Below are 19101 nucleotides of genomic sequence, written 5' to 3'. Positions count from 1 at the left end.
GGGGGGGGGGGAGAACGCCACGCCGAACCTAAAAGGGGCGTGTGTTGAAAAAATAGCTTCAAGTGGGGGTGAAATGTTGGTAAAAAAGTGTAGAGAGCGCTGTTCTAAAATTTACCAATAGAATGGTTAGAGAGTGTAGAAAAGCTATATAACTTTTTATTCTTTCGTTGTGAACAATAAAAGATATTTGGTAAAATACAAATAATACAGAGTGTTATGAAATATTCTTTAACTTATATATGAGAACAGTATTTTTCTGTAGGGCGAGATATAAGAAATGAAAGGTTTTATGTTATTCGCTGTTTTTATTGAATATTTACAGATTCATTATAAAAAAGCCCAATTGTTTGGGCTTTTTTATTGCGCGTGGAAAACTTAAAGAATCTCATCATCTTTAAGATATCCCCCTTTGTCTATATCTGGCATTAAGAGAATTGAAATGAGTGCAATGATCATCATACCAATGATATAAAAAGGAAAGACACTTTCATATCCAAGATCTTTTAGTCCAAATGCTACATATTCAGCCGAACCACCAAACAGTGCATTACCAATGGCAAAAGAAAATCCAACGCCGATTGCTCGGATTGAAGCAGGGAACAGTTCTGCTTTTATGATCCCAGCGATAGATGTATAAAGACTCATAATACAAAGTATTCCAATGATGATTAAGAGTGCAAACCATGGATTGTGAGCATTACCAATTGTTTTAAGCACGGGAATTGTGCAGATAATCGATAAGGTACTCCAACTGATGAGTGAAGCTCTTGCTCCAATTTTATCAGCTAGAGAACCAAAGAGGGGTTGGAGTAACACGAAAACAAAAAGTGCCGCGGTCATTATTGTTGTTGCTGTGTGTTTATCAAATCCGGTGGTTGTGATCAGATATTTTTGCATGTAAGTGGTGTAGGTGTAAAATGTGAGCGAACCTCCTGCGGTAAAGCCGATAACCAGAAAGAAAGCTTTTTTGTGGTTGCGTAAAAGCTCCTGTATACTACCAGCATGTTGGTGAGAACGGCTTTCTTTGGTGGTTGTTTCATGAAGCGAACGACGCAGATAAAATGCAACGATTGCTGCTATTCCACCAATGGCAAAAGGAATACGCCATCCCCATGCTTTTAATTGATCTTCAGTGAGATAAAGTGATAAAATAAAGATAATAAAGCTGGCAAGAAGTTGCCCTGAGATCGTTGTAGCATATTGGAAAGAAGCAAAGAGTCCACGATGTTTTTTGAGAGCAACTTCACTCATATAGGTTGCTGTTGTACCATATTCACCACCAACGGAAAGTCCTTGAAACATGCGGATTAAAAGTAAAAGGAATGCGGCTGTTATTCCCAAAGTTTCGTAGGTGGGAACTATGGCGATGAGAAATGAGCCACAACACATCATAGAAACCGAAATAAGCATTGAGCGTTTGCGTCCATAACGGTCAGCAATAAAGCCGAAAAGCCATGCTCCAATTGGGCGCATAAGAAAACCAATAAAAAAGATTCCGGCGACTTTTAACAGTTGTGTAACAACATTATCATCTGAAGGAAAGAATTGCGAAGCAAAATAAATCGACGTAAATGAGTAAGCATAAAAATCATACCATTCTACCAGATTCCCTGATGCGCTGGATATGATAGCGAAGATACGTTTCTCCGTATCATGTGGTGCTAAAGTTGTTTCATTTTTCATGAAGTGTTCCCCTTTTAATGACTCTATTTATTTTTCTCTTTAAAGTTGTTTACAATTTAAGTTACAAAAATTCAATTATAAGAATGTTTTTTCTGAAAGATGTTTGATTTTCTTTATGAGAGATATATTTTTATAAAGTTTTGAGGTTTTCTTTTTTATGTTACAATGAAAGCAACGGGAATATTTATATGAAGTTGTCTCTCGACTTTTTATTGTATGTTGAACAATAGCATAGATTGTTTAGACCGAAAAGGCAGAGAAAGAGGCGAGATTATATTCATAAATACAGTTTAATTTATAGGTTATGTGTTCCGTTTGGGAAAGAGGGAAACTGTATTTTTGCTTAAAATTATCTGCCTTTTTGATTGTGGGGATAATATGAAAATTATATGCTTCAAGAATGTAATTTTTCTCTTAAGAATCAATAACTTTGTCAAAAAAGAAACTTTTTCTTTAAATGGATCAATGCATTTTGATATTCATTTTTGACAGATATTATCTTTAATAGGGTCACGCCCCTCATTCAAAACAGAACGCCACCCAGTTGCCAATTCACGGGCTTGTTTAAAGAGACATTTCTTAAGGCACCCAAGCCCATTTCACGACGGCGCCCGTGGATAGTAATAACGTAAAAGCCATTGAACGCCACCATCTTTACGTTTATGAAGGTATAAGCTGGTACCATCATATTATTTGCCAGCCCCCAATGTTGCCGACAGCCCTTGCATTAAGACTCTCCATAAGAGGCATTTTTGTTCCTTTCTAAACGGTTTTCTACCCACACACCAATCCCGCTTATGATGTGCAAATAAGTAATTAATTGATTCAAAATGTAATGATTTGAGATAAGAGAATCTTACAATATTCGGGGGGCTAATTCAACATGCAAAACGATAAATTATCATTATAAATCAATGCATTGTATTTATTATGAGGTGCTTTTTAAGTTTAATTAATAAAACTATTGTTTTATTTTGTTTTTAGATTTCTCATTTTACAAATAGAGTAACATCGCTTTGTTAGATCATCGTTTGTTGTGTATCGACAAATGTAGGGCGCCTGTAATATGCTTTATATTGAAATGATTACACATGATTATTACACATGGAGCAATAAACATGCGTTTTCGTAGACGGTTTTACTATGCATAAAACGTTACAATTGCTTTCTTGCCTCTTCTTAACAGCTGGAGATGTTTAGGTATTCTTTGTTAAATTGTTTTGCTGCAAAAAACTCTTCTAAAGGGATAGCTGCATCTTTTCATACGAAGTCATTGCTAGTAAGGGATTATTGTTGAGAAAGCTTCGGTTATCTTTGATTTTGAAAAAATGGATGTTTGTTGAAATTCATCAAATAAATTTTAAAGGTAATAAAATGAGCATAATGAAGAAAGAGTACCCTATAGTAAAGTAGAAGATTTTTCAAAACTTATGCTAGAGAAGGAAGGGTTATCTTTCTTATTTAATAAATACGTATAACATTTTTTAAATATTTAATTTTTTATACGAATTTTATAATAAAAAAGCTCAACAAAGTGAGCTTTTTTGTTTAATTTCAATAGAAAGCTTTAATGAATATCATCATTTTGAAGATATCCCCCTTTGCGGGCGTCGGGCATTAAGAGAATAGAAATGAATGCAATAACCATCATGCCAATGATATAAAAATAGAAGACAGTTTCATATCCAAGATCTTTTAAGCCAAGTGCGACATACTCAGCGGAACCACCAAAGAGCGCATTGGCAATGGCATAAGAGAGTCCAACACCTATTGCCCGTACTGAAGCGGGAAACATTTCTGATTTTACAATACCAGCGATGGATGTATAAAAACTCATAATACAGAGCATTCCAACGATGACGGATAGAGCAATCCATGTATTATCGGTGTTACCAATCACATGAAGCCCAGGTATTGTAAAGATAATAGATAAAACACTCCAAATAAGCAGTGACGTTCTTGTTCCAATTTTATCAGCCAGAAAACCAAATGCAGGCTGAATTAACATAAAAACAAAAAGTGCAGCAGTCATTATCGTTGTTGCAGTGTGCTTATCAAATCCGGTAGTCGTTATGAGATATTTTTGCATATAGGTTGTATATGTATAGAATGTAAGTGATCCCCCAGCGGTAAAACCAATAACGAGAAAAAAAGCTTTCCCATGATTGGATAAAAGCTCTACAATGTTACCGGCTTCTTTCTTAGAACGACTTTCTTTGGTCGTTGTTTCGTGGAGAGTGCGGCGTAAATAAATCGCAACGATTGCTCCTAGTCCACCAATGGCAAATGGGATACGCCATCCCCATGCTTTTAGCTGATCTCCGGTGAGATACAAGGCTAGAATGAATATAACAAGGCTGGCTAGAAGTTGACCACCAATCAATGTGGTGTATTGGAAAGAGCTAAAGAATCCACGGCGATTTTTAAGGGCGATTTCACTCATATAGGTTGCTGTTGTACCGTATTCACCACCAACAGAAAGTCCCTGAAGCATTCTGAGTAAAAGTAAAAAAAGTCCTGCAGCTGCTCCTATGGTTTCATAGGTAGGAAGTAAGGCGATTAAGAACGAGCCACCGCACATCATAAAAACCGAAATAAGCATTGAACGTTTGCGTCCATAACGGTCAGCAATGAAGCCAAAAAGCCATCCGCCGATTGGGCGCATAAGAAAACCGATAGCAAAGACACCAGCAGCTTTTAAAAGTTGCATAACGACATCGCCGTCAGAGGGAAAGAATTGTGATGCAAAGTAGATGGATGTAAAAGAATAAACATAAAAGTCGTACCATTCTACTAGATTGCCTGATGCACTGGACACAATAGCTCGGATACGTTTTCTTGTATCATGTGGCGCTAAAGTTGTTTCATTTTCCATAAGTCTATCCCTTTGTTTTTTTCATTCATTTATTACCCCTGCTATTTATTCTCCGAAGAGTTGTCTATAGTATTTTATCTTTTACGTCAAAAATTTAATCGAAACGTAGGAATTTCTTGTGTAAAATATTGGGGAGAAGAAATTTAAACTGTATTTTTATGAATTTTGCAATTTCTATTTTCTATATTCAATAGAATCGTCCATAATGTTCGTATGAAAACCTATCTTGATCTTTTATCTCATGTTTTAGAGCAGGGCTTTGACCGGACTGATCGAACCGGTGTTGGGACGCGATCGGTCTTTGGTTATCAGATGCGATTTGATTTACAGGCTGGATTTCCGTTGTTGACAACGAAAAAGTTGCATTTGCGTTCAATCATTTATGAGCTTTTATGGTTTCTTAAAGGTGATACGAATATAGCGTGGTTGAAGGAACATGGTGTATCAATTTGGGATGAATGGGCGGATGAAAAAGGGAATCTTGGTCCTGTCTATGGTTATCAGTGGCGCTCTTGGCCAACGCCTGATGGACAATATATTGATCAGATCAGTCATCTTTTGACTATGATTAAGGAAACACCTGATTCTCGCCGTTTAATTGTCTCAGCGTGGAATCCCGCATTGATAGAGGAAATGGCTCTCCCACCGTGTCATTGTCTTTTTCAATTCTACGTTGCTGATGGAAAATTATCTTGCCAGCTTTATCAACGTTCAGCGGATATTTTTTTAGGTCTTCCATTCAATATTGCTTCTTATGCATTGTTAACAATGATGATTGCACAAGTGTGTGGGCTTAAAATAGGTGATTTTGTTCATACGCTAGGGGATGCGCATCTTTATTCTAATCATTTTGAACAGGCGCGATCTCAATTGTCTCGTATCCCCAATACTTTGCCGTCTATGCGTATCAATCCAGCGGTAACAGATCTTTTTTCTTTTAAATTTGAGGATTTTGAATTGCTTAATTATGAAGCACAACCACATATCAAGGCACCGGTAGCAGTATGACTTTACCAATTTGTTTAATTGCAGCTGTTGCAGAAAATGGTGTTATCGGTCGTGAAGGTGCGATGCCTTGGCATTTATCAACAGATTTGCAACGCTTTAAAGCTTTGACTTTTGGTAAACCCATTATTATGGGGCGAAAAACTTGGGACTCTCTTGGACGTCCTTTACCAGGGCGTGCAAATATCGTTATTACGCGTAATCCTGCTTTCATAGCTGAAGGTGCTGTTATTGTGCACTCTTTATTTGAGGCTTGTTCTGTTGCAAAAAAAGAAGCTTTGCAAAATGGTGCAGAGGAAATTTTTATTATTGGTGGTGGAGAAATCTTTCAACAGGGATTACATATTGCTGATAAAATATTCCTTACAGAAGTTTTAGCTTCTATTGAAGGGGATAGTTTTTTTCCTGCTTTGAATAAAGACAAGTGGACGATTGTACAAACGCAATATATCTCCGAAGGAGATAAAGACAGCCATGCAACACGTTTTGTAGTTTATGAGCGAAGATAATTGTTTATAATTAAATGGGAAGAACCTATCAGTTATGTTGTAATCAGATAAAAGCCATCCTATAAGATTTAAGTCAAAGGTTGGTCGTTAGTGAATGGTATTAGTTAAGAGGTGATGATGCCCTGGACAAATCAAAATGGTGGTGGCCCGTGGGGTGGCGATAAAAGTAAGCATGGTGGTGACAAAAAAACATCTGCTAAGAATCTCTTTGGTTCTGGTGGCAGCAATGGTGGTGACAATGGTCCCAGTCTTGATGATATTTTGCGCAAAGGGCAAAATCAGCTTAAACAATTTGGTGGAGCTGGTCTCTGGGGGATATTGTTTCTGCTTGTTGTGTTTTTTTGGTTGTATCAGTCAGTTTATATTGTTCAGCAAAATGAGCAAGCCGTAGAGTTGCGTTTTGGTGTTCCTAAAGCAGGAATTATCGGTGATGGTTTGCATTTTCACTTTTGGCCAATTGAGACTTATATGAAAGTACCTTTAACGGAAAAAACAATCGCTATTGGTGGTCAGTCGGGTCAGACACAACAGAGTGAAGGTTTGATGCTTTCAAGTGATCAGAATATTGTGAATGTTAATTTTTCTGTTTATTATCGAATTTCACATCCTAGCCAGTTTCTATTCAATGTGAATGATCAAGAAGGGACCGTTCGTCAGGTTGCTGAGAGCGCAATGCGTGAAGTTATTGGTTCTAGACCTGTTGATGATGTGTTACGTGATAAAAAAGAAGAAGTTGCTGATGATGTGAGAAAAATTATCCAGTTGACCGTGGATAAATATCAACTCGGTGTTGAAATAAGTCGTGTATCGATCAGTGAGGCTGCCCCTCCTACCAAGGTTGCAGCGGCATTTAATTCTGTTCAGCAGGCAGAGCAAGAACGTGGTCGAATGATTGAAGAAGGAAATCGTGTGCGTTTTACAAAAATTGGTTTAGCAAATGGTGAAGCTTCACGCACACGGGAAATCGCAAAGGGTGAAAAGGCACAAATGGTTGAAGAGGCAAGAGGACGCGCCGAGCGTTTTCAAGCTATCGTTCGTGAGGCTGAAATTTCACCAGAGGCTACGCGTTATCGTCTTTATATGGAGACAATGGGGCGTATTCTTGCTTCACCAAATAAATTGGTTCTTGATAAAATAAATTCTCCAGTGGTGCCTTATTTGCCTCTAAACGAGCTGTTGCGTGGTAATTCATCAGAAAACGCGAAAAAAGCCTCATTGCGTTCTACGTCACTCTTGGATTCTCGCATTTTGGAAGGACGCTAATTATGCAGCAATCTCGTTTCTTGTTTATTTTTAGTACTATCGTTTTTCTTTTGATGGTTCTATGGATGTCTGTTTTTATTGTTTATCCTCGTCAACAAATAGCCATTAAGCGTTTTGGGCAAATTGTAAAGGTAGAGTCTAACCCTGGAATCTATTTGAAAGTACCCTTTGTAGATAAGATGGTTGTTGTTGATAACCGATTGCTACGTTACGATGTTCCAACACAATCTGTACAGGTGAGAGGGGGGGCTTATTACGAAGTAGATGCATTCTTTATTTATCGTATTATGGATCCTAAGTTGTTTTTACAGCGTATTGCTTCAGGGCGTCCACAAATTGCAGCACGTGAAAATCTTGCCCCGCGTTTTATTGATGCTTTGCGGGCAGTTTATGGTAAGAGGGAATTTAGGGCGGCTTTATCAGATGAAAGGGGTGCAATGATGGCTGAGGTGCAACGGCAGTTTTCTGTCGATGCAGGCTCGTTGGGGATTACTATTGTTGATGTGCGTATTCGCAAAACAGATTTAACTGATGCTGTTTCAGAAGATGTTTATCGTCAAATGGCCGCAGAACGTGAAGCTGTAGCGGAAAATATTCGTGCCCGTGGTCAGCAGGAGAGAGATCGTATTGTGGCAGAAGCCAATCGTGAATATGAAGAGATCGTAGCAGCCGCAAGACGTGATGCTGAAATTACGCGTGGTGAAGGTCAAGCTGAAAGTATTCGCCTTTTACTGAGTGCAAGAAATGCTAATCCATCCTTTTACGATTTTTGGTTAGCAATGGAGCAATATAAGAATTTGGAACGCATTCCAATGGTGATTTCACCAAATGAGGATTTCTTTTTCTATTTCCGTAATCCACAGCAAGAAAAGAAAAAAAATTCATCAGCAATGAATATGAGCATCGGTAAAACTGAAACAAAATTGGTGGGAGAGTAGATGCAACAATCAGCTGTAGGCACAATTTGATGTAAAAAGTGTGCTTTGTGGTTGTTTTTTTGATGATGAGAATGGTAGAGCGTTGAACTATGCTCATTTTGCGTAGATAAGTTGAATAAGGCTCTTTGCAGCATTTTGTTAAAGGCATATTATGGGTAGAAACGTCGTAGATAAAAATACGTCTTTGAGGTTCTTTATTACAAGAGTTGTTATTTGTGGGGTTTTGTTTTTATTCTCATCAGTTAACTTGTCTTACGGAGAAGAAACAAAAAACACACCTCTTTCTGTTCCTGATTTGGCTTCTGAACTTTTAGAGACGGTTGTGAATATTTCCATAGCACAAACCGTTGATGGGACCGAACAGGATGAGCATACTTTCGTGCCTGCTATACCAAAAGATTCATTATTGGAAGAATATTTTAGTGATTTTTTTACCCCCAAGGATGGTCAAAAAGATAGCCAGTTTCAAAAGATGCGCTCTTTGGGATCTGGTTTTGTGATTGATGCGCAAAGAGGGCTTATTGTTACAAATTACCATGTTATTGTTGATGCTGATGATATTGAAGTTAATTTTACTGATGGTACAAAACTAAAAGCAAAATTGCTTGGAAAGGATAGCAAGACGGATTTGGCAATTCTTCAGGTGGATGCAGGAAGTAAAAAGTTAAAAGCTGTACGTTTTGGCGATTCAGAAAAAGCCCGTATTGGTGATTGGGTTATGGCTATCGGGAATCCCTATGGTTTTGGTGGAAGTGTGACAGTTGGTATTATTTCTGCACGAAATCGTGATCTTAATGCGGGTCCTTATGATAATTTTATTCAGACAGATGCCGCAATTAACAGAGGAAATTCTGGAGGCCCGTTATTTGATAGAAAGGGTGAGGTCATTGGCATTAATACAGCAATTATTTCACCTTCTGGGGGGTCGATCGGTATCGGTTTTGCTATACCATCAGAGATGGCTCTTTCTGTTATCAATCAATTGCGTGATTTCGGGGAAATAAGGCGTGGTTGGTTGGCACTTCGTATTCAACCCGTAACAGAGGATATTGCAAAAAGTTTGAAGTTAGAAAAAGCTGAAGGGGCGTTGGTTGCTGGTAAAATAGAACATGCTGATGTCGATAATAGCCAGTTGCAAACTGGAGATATTATTCTTTACTTTGGCAAGGCAAAAATTAAGCATGCACGTGATTTGCCGCGTTTAGTAGCGGAAAGTCCGGAAGGGAAAGTGGTGGATGTTACTATTTTGCGAAATGGACAAGAAAAAAGAGTACAAGTTAAGCTTGGTCGTTTGATTGAAACAGATGCGAATGAAAATACAGCAGAAGAATCTGATGATGACAAAAATGATACTGGATCAAAAAATGTGACAATGCAGCTTATGGGAATGACATTATCTGAGATTACAGAAGATTTGCGCCATCATTATTCAATTACAGATAAACTTCAAGGGTTGGTAGTGACATCTGTTGTACAAAATAGCGCAGCAGATAAAAAGCGTATTCGCATTGGTGAAGTGATTGTTGATATCAATCAAAGTTCCGTTAAAACGGTTGATGAAGTTAAGAAACGTCTTCATAAATTACGTGAAGCTGGGCGTAAAAATGCTCTCTTTATTGTTGCTCGTCCAGATGGAGAATTACGGCTCGTAACAATTCCAATGGATTAATCATTTTGGGGATTGAGATTTTTATATCTGTCTCTCATTACTTTCCATTTTGTTATCATATCTTAAGATGTACGATAGAGAAGAGTTTGCATTCTTTGTTTTAAAATAACAATTTTCCTGAGAGAATAATATGAAAGTTCGTCATTTATGAGTATCACTGTCTTTTGCTTTATGGTTGAGGGAAGAGAAACGGTTATAAAGGGAAAGTTGAAGAAGAAATTTCTTATTATAAATCATTATATTATTCGTTTTCTTATAAAAATATAAAGTTATTTAATTATGCGCGTTAAGTTTAAGTATTCTGTTTTATAGATTACAAAAAAATATATTTATTTATGATGGTTATCTGAAAAGAATTTTTGTGACTCTACTTTGTTATTGAATAATAGCAAACAATCCTTGAGATTGTTATTGCGTTTATTTTTTCTTTTTTAAAAAGAAACAGAGTTGTCATAGGTATTTTCATTATGTTCATTATAAAGGTTTTACTTGTCTTTTTGTTTGAACTATTCACTCTATGACAATGGAAATGGAATACAGAGAGGAAATAAAATATAGGTGCTTAGGGATTGGATATGCATGTTGCAATAATGCAATAAGTTGTCGATTGATGAATTAGAAATTGCCATTCATGATACAGAGAACGATTACATTGATAGCGGGACCAACTGCAAGTGGGAAGTCTGCACTTGCTTTACAAATGGCTCAAGAAAAAAATGCTTTTATCATTAATACGGATTCAATGCAGGTTTATGATGTTTTAAATATTCTAACGGCACGTCCTACAGAAGCTGATACTGCACTTGTTCCACATTATCTCTATGGTTATGTGAATCCGTCTCTGCATTATTCAGTAGGGCAATGGTTGGATGATGTTAAAAAATTATTGATAACATTTCCATCAAGGTCACTTATTTTTGTTGGTGGAACGGGGCTTTATTTCCGTGCTCTTTTGGAAGGAATTGCAGAAATTCCTTCTATTCCGCAGGTTTTACGGCAAAAATGGCGGTTGCGACTTGATCAAGAGGGGGCTGAAAGTCTTTATCACCAGTTATTGCAAATTGATGCTGTTCTTGCTGAGAAAATTTCTTCGCAAGATGGTCAACGTATTGTTCGTGCCCTAGAAGTTTATGAAGCAACAGGTAAAAAACTAAGTTGGTGGCAAAAGCAAAAAACGCTTCCTCTGATTCTGTCAGATTGTGCTGAAAAAATTCTTCTCATTCCTTCACGTGAATTGCTTTACGAACGTATTCATAAGAGGTTGGATTCTATGATCGAAAGAGGTGCTTTAGAAGAGGTTTATGCCATGAAAAGGCTTCAACTTTCTCCCTTGTTACCAGCGATGAAAGCTATTGGTATAGCTGAATTTATCGCTTATTTGGAGGGGTATAGAAGTTTCGAGAATGCTCTTGAAATCGTGAAAACACAAACGAGGAGATACGCAAAAAGGCAAATGACATGGTTTCGTAATCAATTTGATAAAGAATGGATGCTGGTTCTTGATAAAAGAGTTGAGAGGTTTGAAAAGTCATAAAAAAATCCTTATAAATAGATTTTTTTTAGGGAGTGTAATTTTTTATTGACGAATGCTCTTAATAGAATTAAAAATCCTCCTATAAGGAATATTTTTCTTATAGGTTTGTGCATAGGAATAGGGAGGGGGTCATACAATATATGTTATTTTGTGTGTAATGGGCTCCTTTGGAGTCTTTTTTTATGGGCTCCTCTAGGGGCTTTTTTTTATTATACTATCAAGTAGGCGAGTGGGAAAAATGACAAATCATCCAAGAATGCAAGAGAGTGCAGACGGAAAAATAATGTCGGGTGCTGAAATGGTGGTTCAAGCTCTTATTGATCATGGGGTTAAACATCTTTTTGGTTATCCTGGTGGCGCTGTTCTTCCTATTTTTGATGTTCTTTATCAACAAGATAAAGTTCGGCATATTTTGGTGCGTCATGAACAAGCAGCAGGTCATGCTGCTGAAGGTTATGCACGCAGTACTGGGAAGGTTGGCGTTATGCTTGTAACCTCTGGACCAGGTGCAACAAATGCTGTGACACCTTTACAAGATGCACTCATGGATTCCATTCCACTTGTTTGTTTTTCAGGTCAGGTATCGACAACCGTCATTGGAACAAATGCTTTTCAAGAGGCTGATACGGTTGGTATTACAAACCCCTGTACGAAATATAATTGTTTGGTTGAAGATGTAAACGAGCTTGCGGAAATTATTCATAAAGCTTTTTCTATTGCCCAATCAGGGCGCCAAGGACCCGTTTTGATTGATATTCCTAAGGATGTTCAGTTCGCTTCAGGTCTTTATAGAGCACCTCAAGTTACGAGTGTTATGCCTTCTTATCCACAGTTGAAAGAGAAGGCTATTGAAAATGCTGTTTCTCTTTTGGCAGAAGCAAAACGCCCTGTTCTTTATACTGGTGGTGGTGTTATTTCATCAGGTCCTAAAGCTGTACAGCTTTTGCGTGAATTGGTTCAACTAGGAGATTTTCCAATCACTTCAACGCTTATGGGTCTTGGTGCTTATCCTGCTTCTGGTAAAAATTGGCTTGGAATGCTTGGAATGCATGGAACGTATGAAGCTAATATGGCCATGCATGATTGTGATGTCATGTTGGCGATTGGTGCACGCTTTGATGATCGTATCACTGGGCGACTTGATGCGTTTGCACCCCATGCACGTATTATCCATATTGATATTGATCCTTCTTCTATCAATAAAATCGTGAAAGTAGAAGTTCCACTTATGGGTGATGTGGCGCATATTTTAGGAGAGATCAATCGGCGTTTGCATATGTATAAACCAATATTTAAAAGTGAAAGCCGTGAGATGTGGTGGAGACAAATTAATGGCTGGAGAGCTCGTAATTCACTAGCATATGCCGAGAAAAAAGATGTCATTATGCCACAATATGCTCTTGAACGGCTTTATGCACTTAGCAAAGATGCAAGCGCTTATATCACAACGGATGTTGGACAACATCAGATGTGGGCGGCTCAGTATTATCGCTTTGATGAACCAAAACATTGGATGACTTCTGGTGGTCTTGGAACGATGGGATATGGTCTTCCTGCTGCTATTGGTGTTCAAATTGCACATCCTGATGCACTTGTCATATGTATTTCTGGTGATGCTTCAATTCAGATGAATATCCAAGAGCTGGCAACAGCAATGCAGCATAATACACCAGTGAAAATTTTTATTTTAAATAATCAATATATGGGTATGGTTCGCCAATGGCAGCAGTTGTTGCATGGTAATCGTCTTTCTCATTCTTATACAGAATCTATGCCTGACTTTGTAAAATTAGCCCAATCTTATGGTGCTGTTGGTATTCGTTGTTCAAAACCGAGTGAACTTGATGATAAAATTCAGCAAATGATTGACTGTGATAAGCCTGTTCTTTTCGATTGTCGTGTTTATCATTTAGAAAATTGTTTTCCCATGATCCCATCGGGATGCGCTCATAATGATATGCTGTTGCCTGATGAGGCTAATGATGAAGCAATTGCAAATGCTATTTCTGCTGATGGTCATATTCTCGTATAAAATGAATATGTTAACCAAATAGTGAAGGAGGAGGATGAAGTCTTTGGAGTCTTCATCTCTGTCTCTTCTTTGTAGAGAGTTTCTATTATCCTGAAAGATCATTTTATGATTTTCATTCTTTGTTTAAAGACATGAGGTCTTATTTGTTCATCTCAAAAATGTTATAAGTCGTGTGCCCAATGATGTTTGAATTTATTTGTACGCGATGTTTGTTTTTTTAATTCAGATGTTCACATTAATAGTTATTTCGTTGCATTTTTTAGATAATATATTGAATTATCTATTATAAATTAATGATGTTGCTTCATATGTGAAAGTTTCCATCATGTAAGAAAAAAGCCACCGCACCGTACTTGAAAGGTGCAACTATACAAATCGTCATGCTTATAAAACAATAGAAAAGTTTGTTACTGTGTTTTGGTTTCGCATTATGAAATTACTCTAAATCGCTTTTTCAAGGGCTTGATAGGAGAATCTCTCTAGCGGCTTGAAAGTAAGGGCAAAAATAACAAAGATAAAATACAGCCATAGGAAAATCAATTAGCCACCATAGCTTATAATAAGGTAGTAACCTCACCTGATTATGCTGGAGAAATCTGCATATATGAGATGTGTAGTCAATATATACAAACCAGAATAATATTCAACATCATATCATTGTCAGGACATTAACATTGAAAATCAAATACTCTTTCTTTTATTTATTTTACATATCTATAATTCCATAAATCTGCCGATACAAACACTCTTTGAATCCACCGCATTGGATTTTCATAACTATCAAATGATCCAAAAAATTTATCTCTAGAGTATAGAGCCATTCTGTTATGAATGTATAATAATCTTTTTGGTTGTATATCAATTCCAAAAGATACATCCTTAACAGCTTCATAACAATGATCTAAAGTTTCCTTGGCTTTTTTTTACTGCGGACTCTAACATGCCTAGATAAAAAACAACACTAATATCTGGAAATTCACCGTTCCTTGAATGAGGAGCACTTCATTTTAGGGGTTATCCCATTTTTTCTCTATCTATAGGGAACATTTATTATATATAAATTATCCCTTAAGCTACGCAAATCCTCGTCACTTAAAAGTTTTAAAGCGAGACGTGCATCAGATATTCTCGTTAATGGGCTATCGACATCATTGCGAACGCCAGATAAGAGTATCCTTTTAAGAGATAAATTAAAATCAGTTATAAATTTTAGTGCAATATTTTCTCTATGAAAATCTCACGCAACTTCAAATCCTAATCCTATATAATCTTTTTTATTATTCTCTAAAGGAACCAGATTATTTACTCTATTTTCTTCTTCAAACTGAATTGAGTAAGGTTCTCCGAGCAAGAAAACATCATCATTAATTTTCGCTCATATAGCCACTTTTACAAGATGTATCTAAATTATAAGGATTAGGTGACGATGTATTAATTTGTTTATCAATTAGAAGTTTTTCAAAGATTAATATAGTTTAAGGGTAATAGTCCCTTTTGCTTCATAAGAATTATAAATACTTTATGTGGTAGCAGCGAAAATGCTCTTTTTAGCTCAACCAAATATTCAAGATCACCATATGGGCCATAAATAACATGGTCTAAAGTCTTCCAATTGTATTCCCCCTACTTCTTTATTAAGAAAAGTGAAACAACAATTATTAAAATTAAAATCAGCCATGTTGGTAAATAAGTGTCTGTAAAATCTTGGATTAATCCAAATAATGGTGGAGCAGTAATAATTGCGATTTGATTTACAGACATTGCTAAACCCAGAGAAAAGCCAATGCTTTCTTTTGGCGAAGAGTCTACAATATAAGCAACCCACGGGCCATACCATCCCATTCCAAAAAAACCTAGCCAAGCAGATAAAATAGTGAGATAAATTATCGATCCACTCATGTCCAAAATTAATATTAAAAATCCAAAAACGACTGCAATCATGCAAAATAAGACAGGGAAAAATCGTCCTTTTCTACAGTGATCACTCCATGCTGCTAAAATAATTCTCCCTAAGGCACCAGAAGCTTGTGAAACAAAAAACAAATAAGCACTTTTATCTAAAGATAGGTGATAGATTCTATAAAAATAAATCGTGATAAAAATGGTTAAAACATATTGAACTATTACAAGAGAAACGCCTGAAAAAATAATATTCTTCATATGCGGCGCAGCCAACATCGCAAGACGAGACCTTACATTTGCATAGAACGAAATTCTTGCCTTGCTTTCTGGAGGGATGGTTACAACTTTTGCTGGTGAGTGATAAAAAATAATAAAGATATATCCACCTAAAAAAGAAACTATGGCACCGATCAAAAACGCACCTTGTGTGCCATAGACAAGTGCACTAGCAGGAAGAACTACTCCAGCTAATGCCCCACCTAATGGTAGCCCCGCTTGCCTTATTCCCATTGCAAATCCGCGTTGCGATTGTGGAAACCATAAAGAAACAGATTTAGCGCCACCGGGTTGAGCAGAACTATAGAATCCCCCTACAATGAGCAAACAAACCAAAAGGGAAATATAGTTATCTGCGATTGCTCCCAACAAGAAACCACATTATACAAAAAAACACAATAAAGTCAATAGATTAAGTGCATTTATTTTATATGAATCCACCTTTGAATCCACACTTTTATACACAATTTAATTGACCATTTTTTACAAACAATAGCCATCTATAAACAGAGCATAAAAAGCAAATCATGATGCCAATGTTATAACACATGAGAGCATTCAAATGAAATGCAAAGCAGTTATCAGTCATAACAGGTCATAAATTTTACAAGACGTTTTTATCATAATAAATCGCATTGTTAAAACTATATGCTTTTAATGATAGAATGCAAAACACGTTTCAAAAGCTGTTTTGATAATACGGTTAAAGTAATAAATGCAATTTGAATTGAGTGATTTTAGTTACCTCAAAAATGAGGGCATCTTTTTTCATAAGCAGAGAGAAGTTGAGAGTTGATATAACTTTACAAAGCGTTTTGAGAAGGTGCTTTCTTTCAAATTAACCGCTTTAAAAATGAGGGCATTGTATAAATAGGTTTTAAATCATTACAGAGCTAACATGTTTTTTCATCCAAATGTGATGATCTAAAAGAACGCTTTCATATATATTATTTTGGATAAGTTTTTATAAAGCGAATACAAAGCTTGCAATATAATACGTTTTGTATATAGCCACTTGCTATCAATTTCTTTTATAGAGTTCCTTAATATATTCATTCATAAAGCCGCGTCACGTAAAATGGCACGGCTTTCTTTTTTGCACTCTTGTCTCTTAAGATGGCATAAAACCAACGCCCCCCGCATTTGGTATTTATTCTTCAGTATCAATAATCTCTATAAGAATATCGCTCTTATTAACCTCCTTATTTTTTGGAACCTCTCTTATCTCACTTTTTCGATTGAGTTTTGCACGCCCACAAGCACGACCAAAGACCTTGATCGTATGAGAAACCTGAGCTTTACCATAAACAGAGCCATAAATTTGCGCACAGCCACTCACTTTTGCATAATCATAAACCTTGCCATAAATTTTGGCACGGCTCTTAACAACAGCATAGCCATAAACATGCGCAGTGCTAAAAAGACAAGCAGAGCCTAACACTCTAGCGTTGCCATAAAGCCTTGCATATTCAAAAAGATAACTATTATGAAAAAGATGCGCATTGCCATAAACATGGGCTTCAATTGAAACGCGACTATTGCCATAGACACGAGCCTTGCCATAAACATAGCCAGCCACATGCGCACTATCATAAACAAATGCATTGTCATAAATTTTTGCATATTGAGAAATAAACACCTTATCATGCACCTGAGCATTGCCATAGACAAGACCACAAATTTGCGCATTGCCTCGTATTTTTGCATTCTCATAGACACGGGCATGTTTATAAACCAATGCATTATCATAAACCCAGCAAAGACCGTTATGAGAAAGATTTTCTTCCTTTTCAATAAAACCGCCGAGTTGACCAGCCTTGACATCAGAAAAGCTTTTTAAAGCCTGAATGCGATAAAGCGTTGTAATTTTTTGTGTAATTTTATCTTTCAGTTGTTTTGTTTCATTAGTTAGTTTGTATTTTTTAGACATCATAAGACCCCTCACAATCTCTCTTGTGAAAAAAGTTGCATGGAAAATGTTGGAAAAATGGAGTGACCGCCGCGCTTTAAAGATTTAAAAAGGCTTTATTACGCAGCCAGATGATTTTTATTTCATTATTGGAAAGCAATTCGATATAAGACCTTGTTTCAATATCATCACGAGTCTTTTCTAAAATCATAACAATGCCGTGACTATGAGCATTTTCACAAATATGAACATAATTGACGACACGGGCGTGATCATAAATTTGTGCATTACCATAGACATGAGCATGGTCATAAATGATCGATTTACCAAGAACGATTGCATTGCCATAGACATAACCAGCGATAATAGCGTTATGATAGACCCTAGCATTTTCAGAAACCCGACCTGAGTTTAAAACCAGAGCATTACCATAAACCCAGCAATTGCCATCATGGGAGAGGTTATTTTCATTTTCGATAAAACCACCGAGTTGACCAGCCTTGACATCAGAAAAGCTTTTTAAAGCCTGAATGCGATACAATATGCGATTACCAAAGAGACGCGTTTCATTTGTAAGTGCAAATTTCTTTTGCATAGGAACAATCCTTATAGAATGAAATTTGAAATGAAAGAATTTGGAAAGCAGGCGCCCCCGCAACGCCTGTTATTTACGTTGCTTCATTTTCGATAATTTTTTCACGATTATTGATTATAACATCATCACTTACTTCATTACGAACATACGCATTTCCAAATATTTTTGCATTGCCATAAATCTTGATATTTTTTTCAATAACCGCTTTTCCATAAACCCTAGCATTTTCAAAAATATGAGCACCCTCACTTACATAAGCAGAGCCCGATACTTTTGCATTGCCATAAACAGAGCCATTCACATAAGCACTATGCAAAACTTTTGCATTGTCATATATTTTTGCCTCTATAGTAATAAAGGCTTTTCCATAAACCACGGCATTGTCATAAACTTGACCACAAACCTTGGCATTCCCATTAACCACGCACTTGCCATAAACCCATCCCTTGTCTCGAAACCACATATTCCCTGAGATACTAGCATGATCATAAACCTTGGCATTGTCATAAACATGGGTATCATGACCATAAACTTTAGCATGATCACTAATAACAGCATTCCCATAAGCTTTAGCATGTTTAGCAACAACAGCTTCATTACGAAGTTTTGCATTTTCAGACACGACGCCATTGTCAGCAACCCACGCCTCATCATAAACCCAGCAATTACCATCATGAGAGAGGTTATCTTCATTTTCAATAAAACCACCCAATTGACCAGCCTTGACATCATCAAAATCTCTTAAAGCACGAATGCGATAAAGATTTATAGGCACAAATTTACCATCCTTATTTTGGTAAATTTCTTTGATTTCATTTGTTAATTCATATTTTTTAGTTACAACTGTACTAATCATGAGAAAACCCAATCTAAATAATCGATAAAATTTGAATGAAATGTTCTTAAGAAGG

The 19101-nt window shown here is 36.7% G+C and carries 13 protein-coding genes and 1 pseudogene; 7 read left to right on the top strand and 7 right to left on the bottom strand.

Annotated elements, in window-relative coordinates; genetic code table 11:
• Window positions 1-375 precede the first annotated feature (375 nt).
• The 3 genes and pseudogenes from LNM86_RS08410 to LNM86_RS08400 form a co-directional block, all read right to left on the bottom strand.
• Window positions 376-1683, bottom strand: a complete 1308-nt coding sequence (locus LNM86_RS08410; RefSeq protein ID WP_241437317.1) for an MFS family transporter — start codon at window positions 1681-1683, stop codon at window positions 376-378.
• A 482-nt stretch (window positions 1684-2165) separates the two neighbouring features.
• A pseudogene (locus LNM86_RS08405) lies at window positions 2166-2433 on the bottom strand (Arm DNA-binding domain-containing protein); the annotation flags it as partial.
• 817 nt (window positions 2434-3250) lie between these two features.
• Entirely contained in the window at window positions 3251-4558 is a 1308-nt protein-coding gene (locus tag LNM86_RS08400) for an MFS family transporter (protein ID WP_241437316.1), read from the bottom strand.
• A 213-nt stretch (window positions 4559-4771) separates the two neighbouring features.
• Here LNM86_RS08400 and LNM86_RS08395 point away from each other — a divergent pair, with 213 nt between their 5' ends.
• From LNM86_RS08395 to LNM86_RS08365, 7 genes are all read left to right on the top strand, one after another.
• Entirely contained in the window at window positions 4772-5566 is a 795-nt protein-coding gene (locus tag LNM86_RS08395; RefSeq protein ID WP_241437315.1) for a thymidylate synthase, read from the top strand.
• Window positions 5563-6072: a dihydrofolate reductase gene (locus LNM86_RS08390; protein WP_241437314.1), complete on the top strand. Its 510-nt coding sequence runs from the start codon at window positions 5563-5565 to the stop codon at window positions 6070-6072. Before LNM86_RS08395 ends, LNM86_RS08390 begins: the two co-directional genes overlap by 4 nt.
• Window positions 6073-6189: 117 nt before the next feature.
• On the top strand, window positions 6190-7335 hold the full coding sequence (gene hflK, locus LNM86_RS08385; RefSeq protein WP_241437313.1) for an FtsH protease activity modulator HflK: 1146 nt from the start codon (window positions 6190-6192) through the stop codon (window positions 7333-7335).
• A 2-nt stretch (window positions 7336-7337) separates the two neighbouring features.
• The gene (gene hflC, locus LNM86_RS08380) at window positions 7338-8273 is read left to right on the top strand and encodes a protease modulator HflC (RefSeq protein WP_241437312.1); all 936 of its coding nucleotides are present in this window, start codon (window positions 7338-7340) and stop codon (window positions 8271-8273) included.
• Window positions 8274-8424: 151 nt separating this feature from the next.
• The gene (locus tag LNM86_RS08375; protein ID WP_241437311.1) at window positions 8425-9942 is read left to right on the top strand and encodes a Do family serine endopeptidase; all 1518 of its coding nucleotides are present in this window, start codon (window positions 8425-8427) and stop codon (window positions 9940-9942) included.
• A 631-nt stretch (window positions 9943-10573) separates the two neighbouring features.
• The gene (gene miaA / locus LNM86_RS08370; protein WP_241437310.1) at window positions 10574-11476 is read left to right on the top strand and encodes a tRNA (adenosine(37)-N6)-dimethylallyltransferase MiaA; all 903 of its coding nucleotides are present in this window, start codon (window positions 10574-10576) and stop codon (window positions 11474-11476) included.
• Window positions 11477-11714: 238 nt separating this feature from the next.
• Complete coding sequence (locus tag LNM86_RS08365) at window positions 11715-13508, top strand: acetolactate synthase 3 large subunit (RefSeq protein ID WP_241437309.1); 1794 nt, start codon at window positions 11715-11717, stop codon at window positions 13506-13508.
• 1623 nt (window positions 13509-15131) lie between these two features.
• Here LNM86_RS08365 and LNM86_RS08360 read toward each other — a convergent pair.
• From LNM86_RS08360 to LNM86_RS08345, 4 genes are all read right to left on the bottom strand, one after another.
• Entirely contained in the window at window positions 15132-16055 is a 924-nt protein-coding gene (locus LNM86_RS08360) for an MFS transporter (RefSeq protein WP_241437308.1), read from the bottom strand.
• 781 nt (window positions 16056-16836) lie between these two features.
• On the bottom strand, window positions 16837-17616 hold the full coding sequence (locus LNM86_RS08355; RefSeq protein WP_241438967.1) for a hypothetical protein: 780 nt from the start codon (window positions 17614-17616) through the stop codon (window positions 16837-16839).
• A 76-nt stretch (window positions 17617-17692) separates the two neighbouring features.
• Window positions 17693-18190, bottom strand: coding sequence for a hypothetical protein (locus LNM86_RS08350; RefSeq protein WP_241437307.1), 498 nt, complete (start codon window positions 18188-18190; stop codon window positions 17693-17695).
• Between the two features lie 73 nt (window positions 18191-18263).
• Window positions 18264-19046: a hypothetical protein gene (locus LNM86_RS08345; protein ID WP_241437306.1), complete on the bottom strand. Its 783-nt coding sequence runs from the start codon at window positions 19044-19046 to the stop codon at window positions 18264-18266.
• Window positions 19047-19101: the final 55 nt, after the last annotated feature.

Origin of the sequence: Bartonella machadoae (assembly GCF_022559585.1) — a bacterium.
GTDB lineage: Bacteria > Pseudomonadota > Alphaproteobacteria > Rhizobiales > Rhizobiaceae > Bartonella > Bartonella machadoae.
Note: the sequence above shows the minus strand (reverse complement) of the source record. Positions and strands in the feature narration are given on the sequence as shown.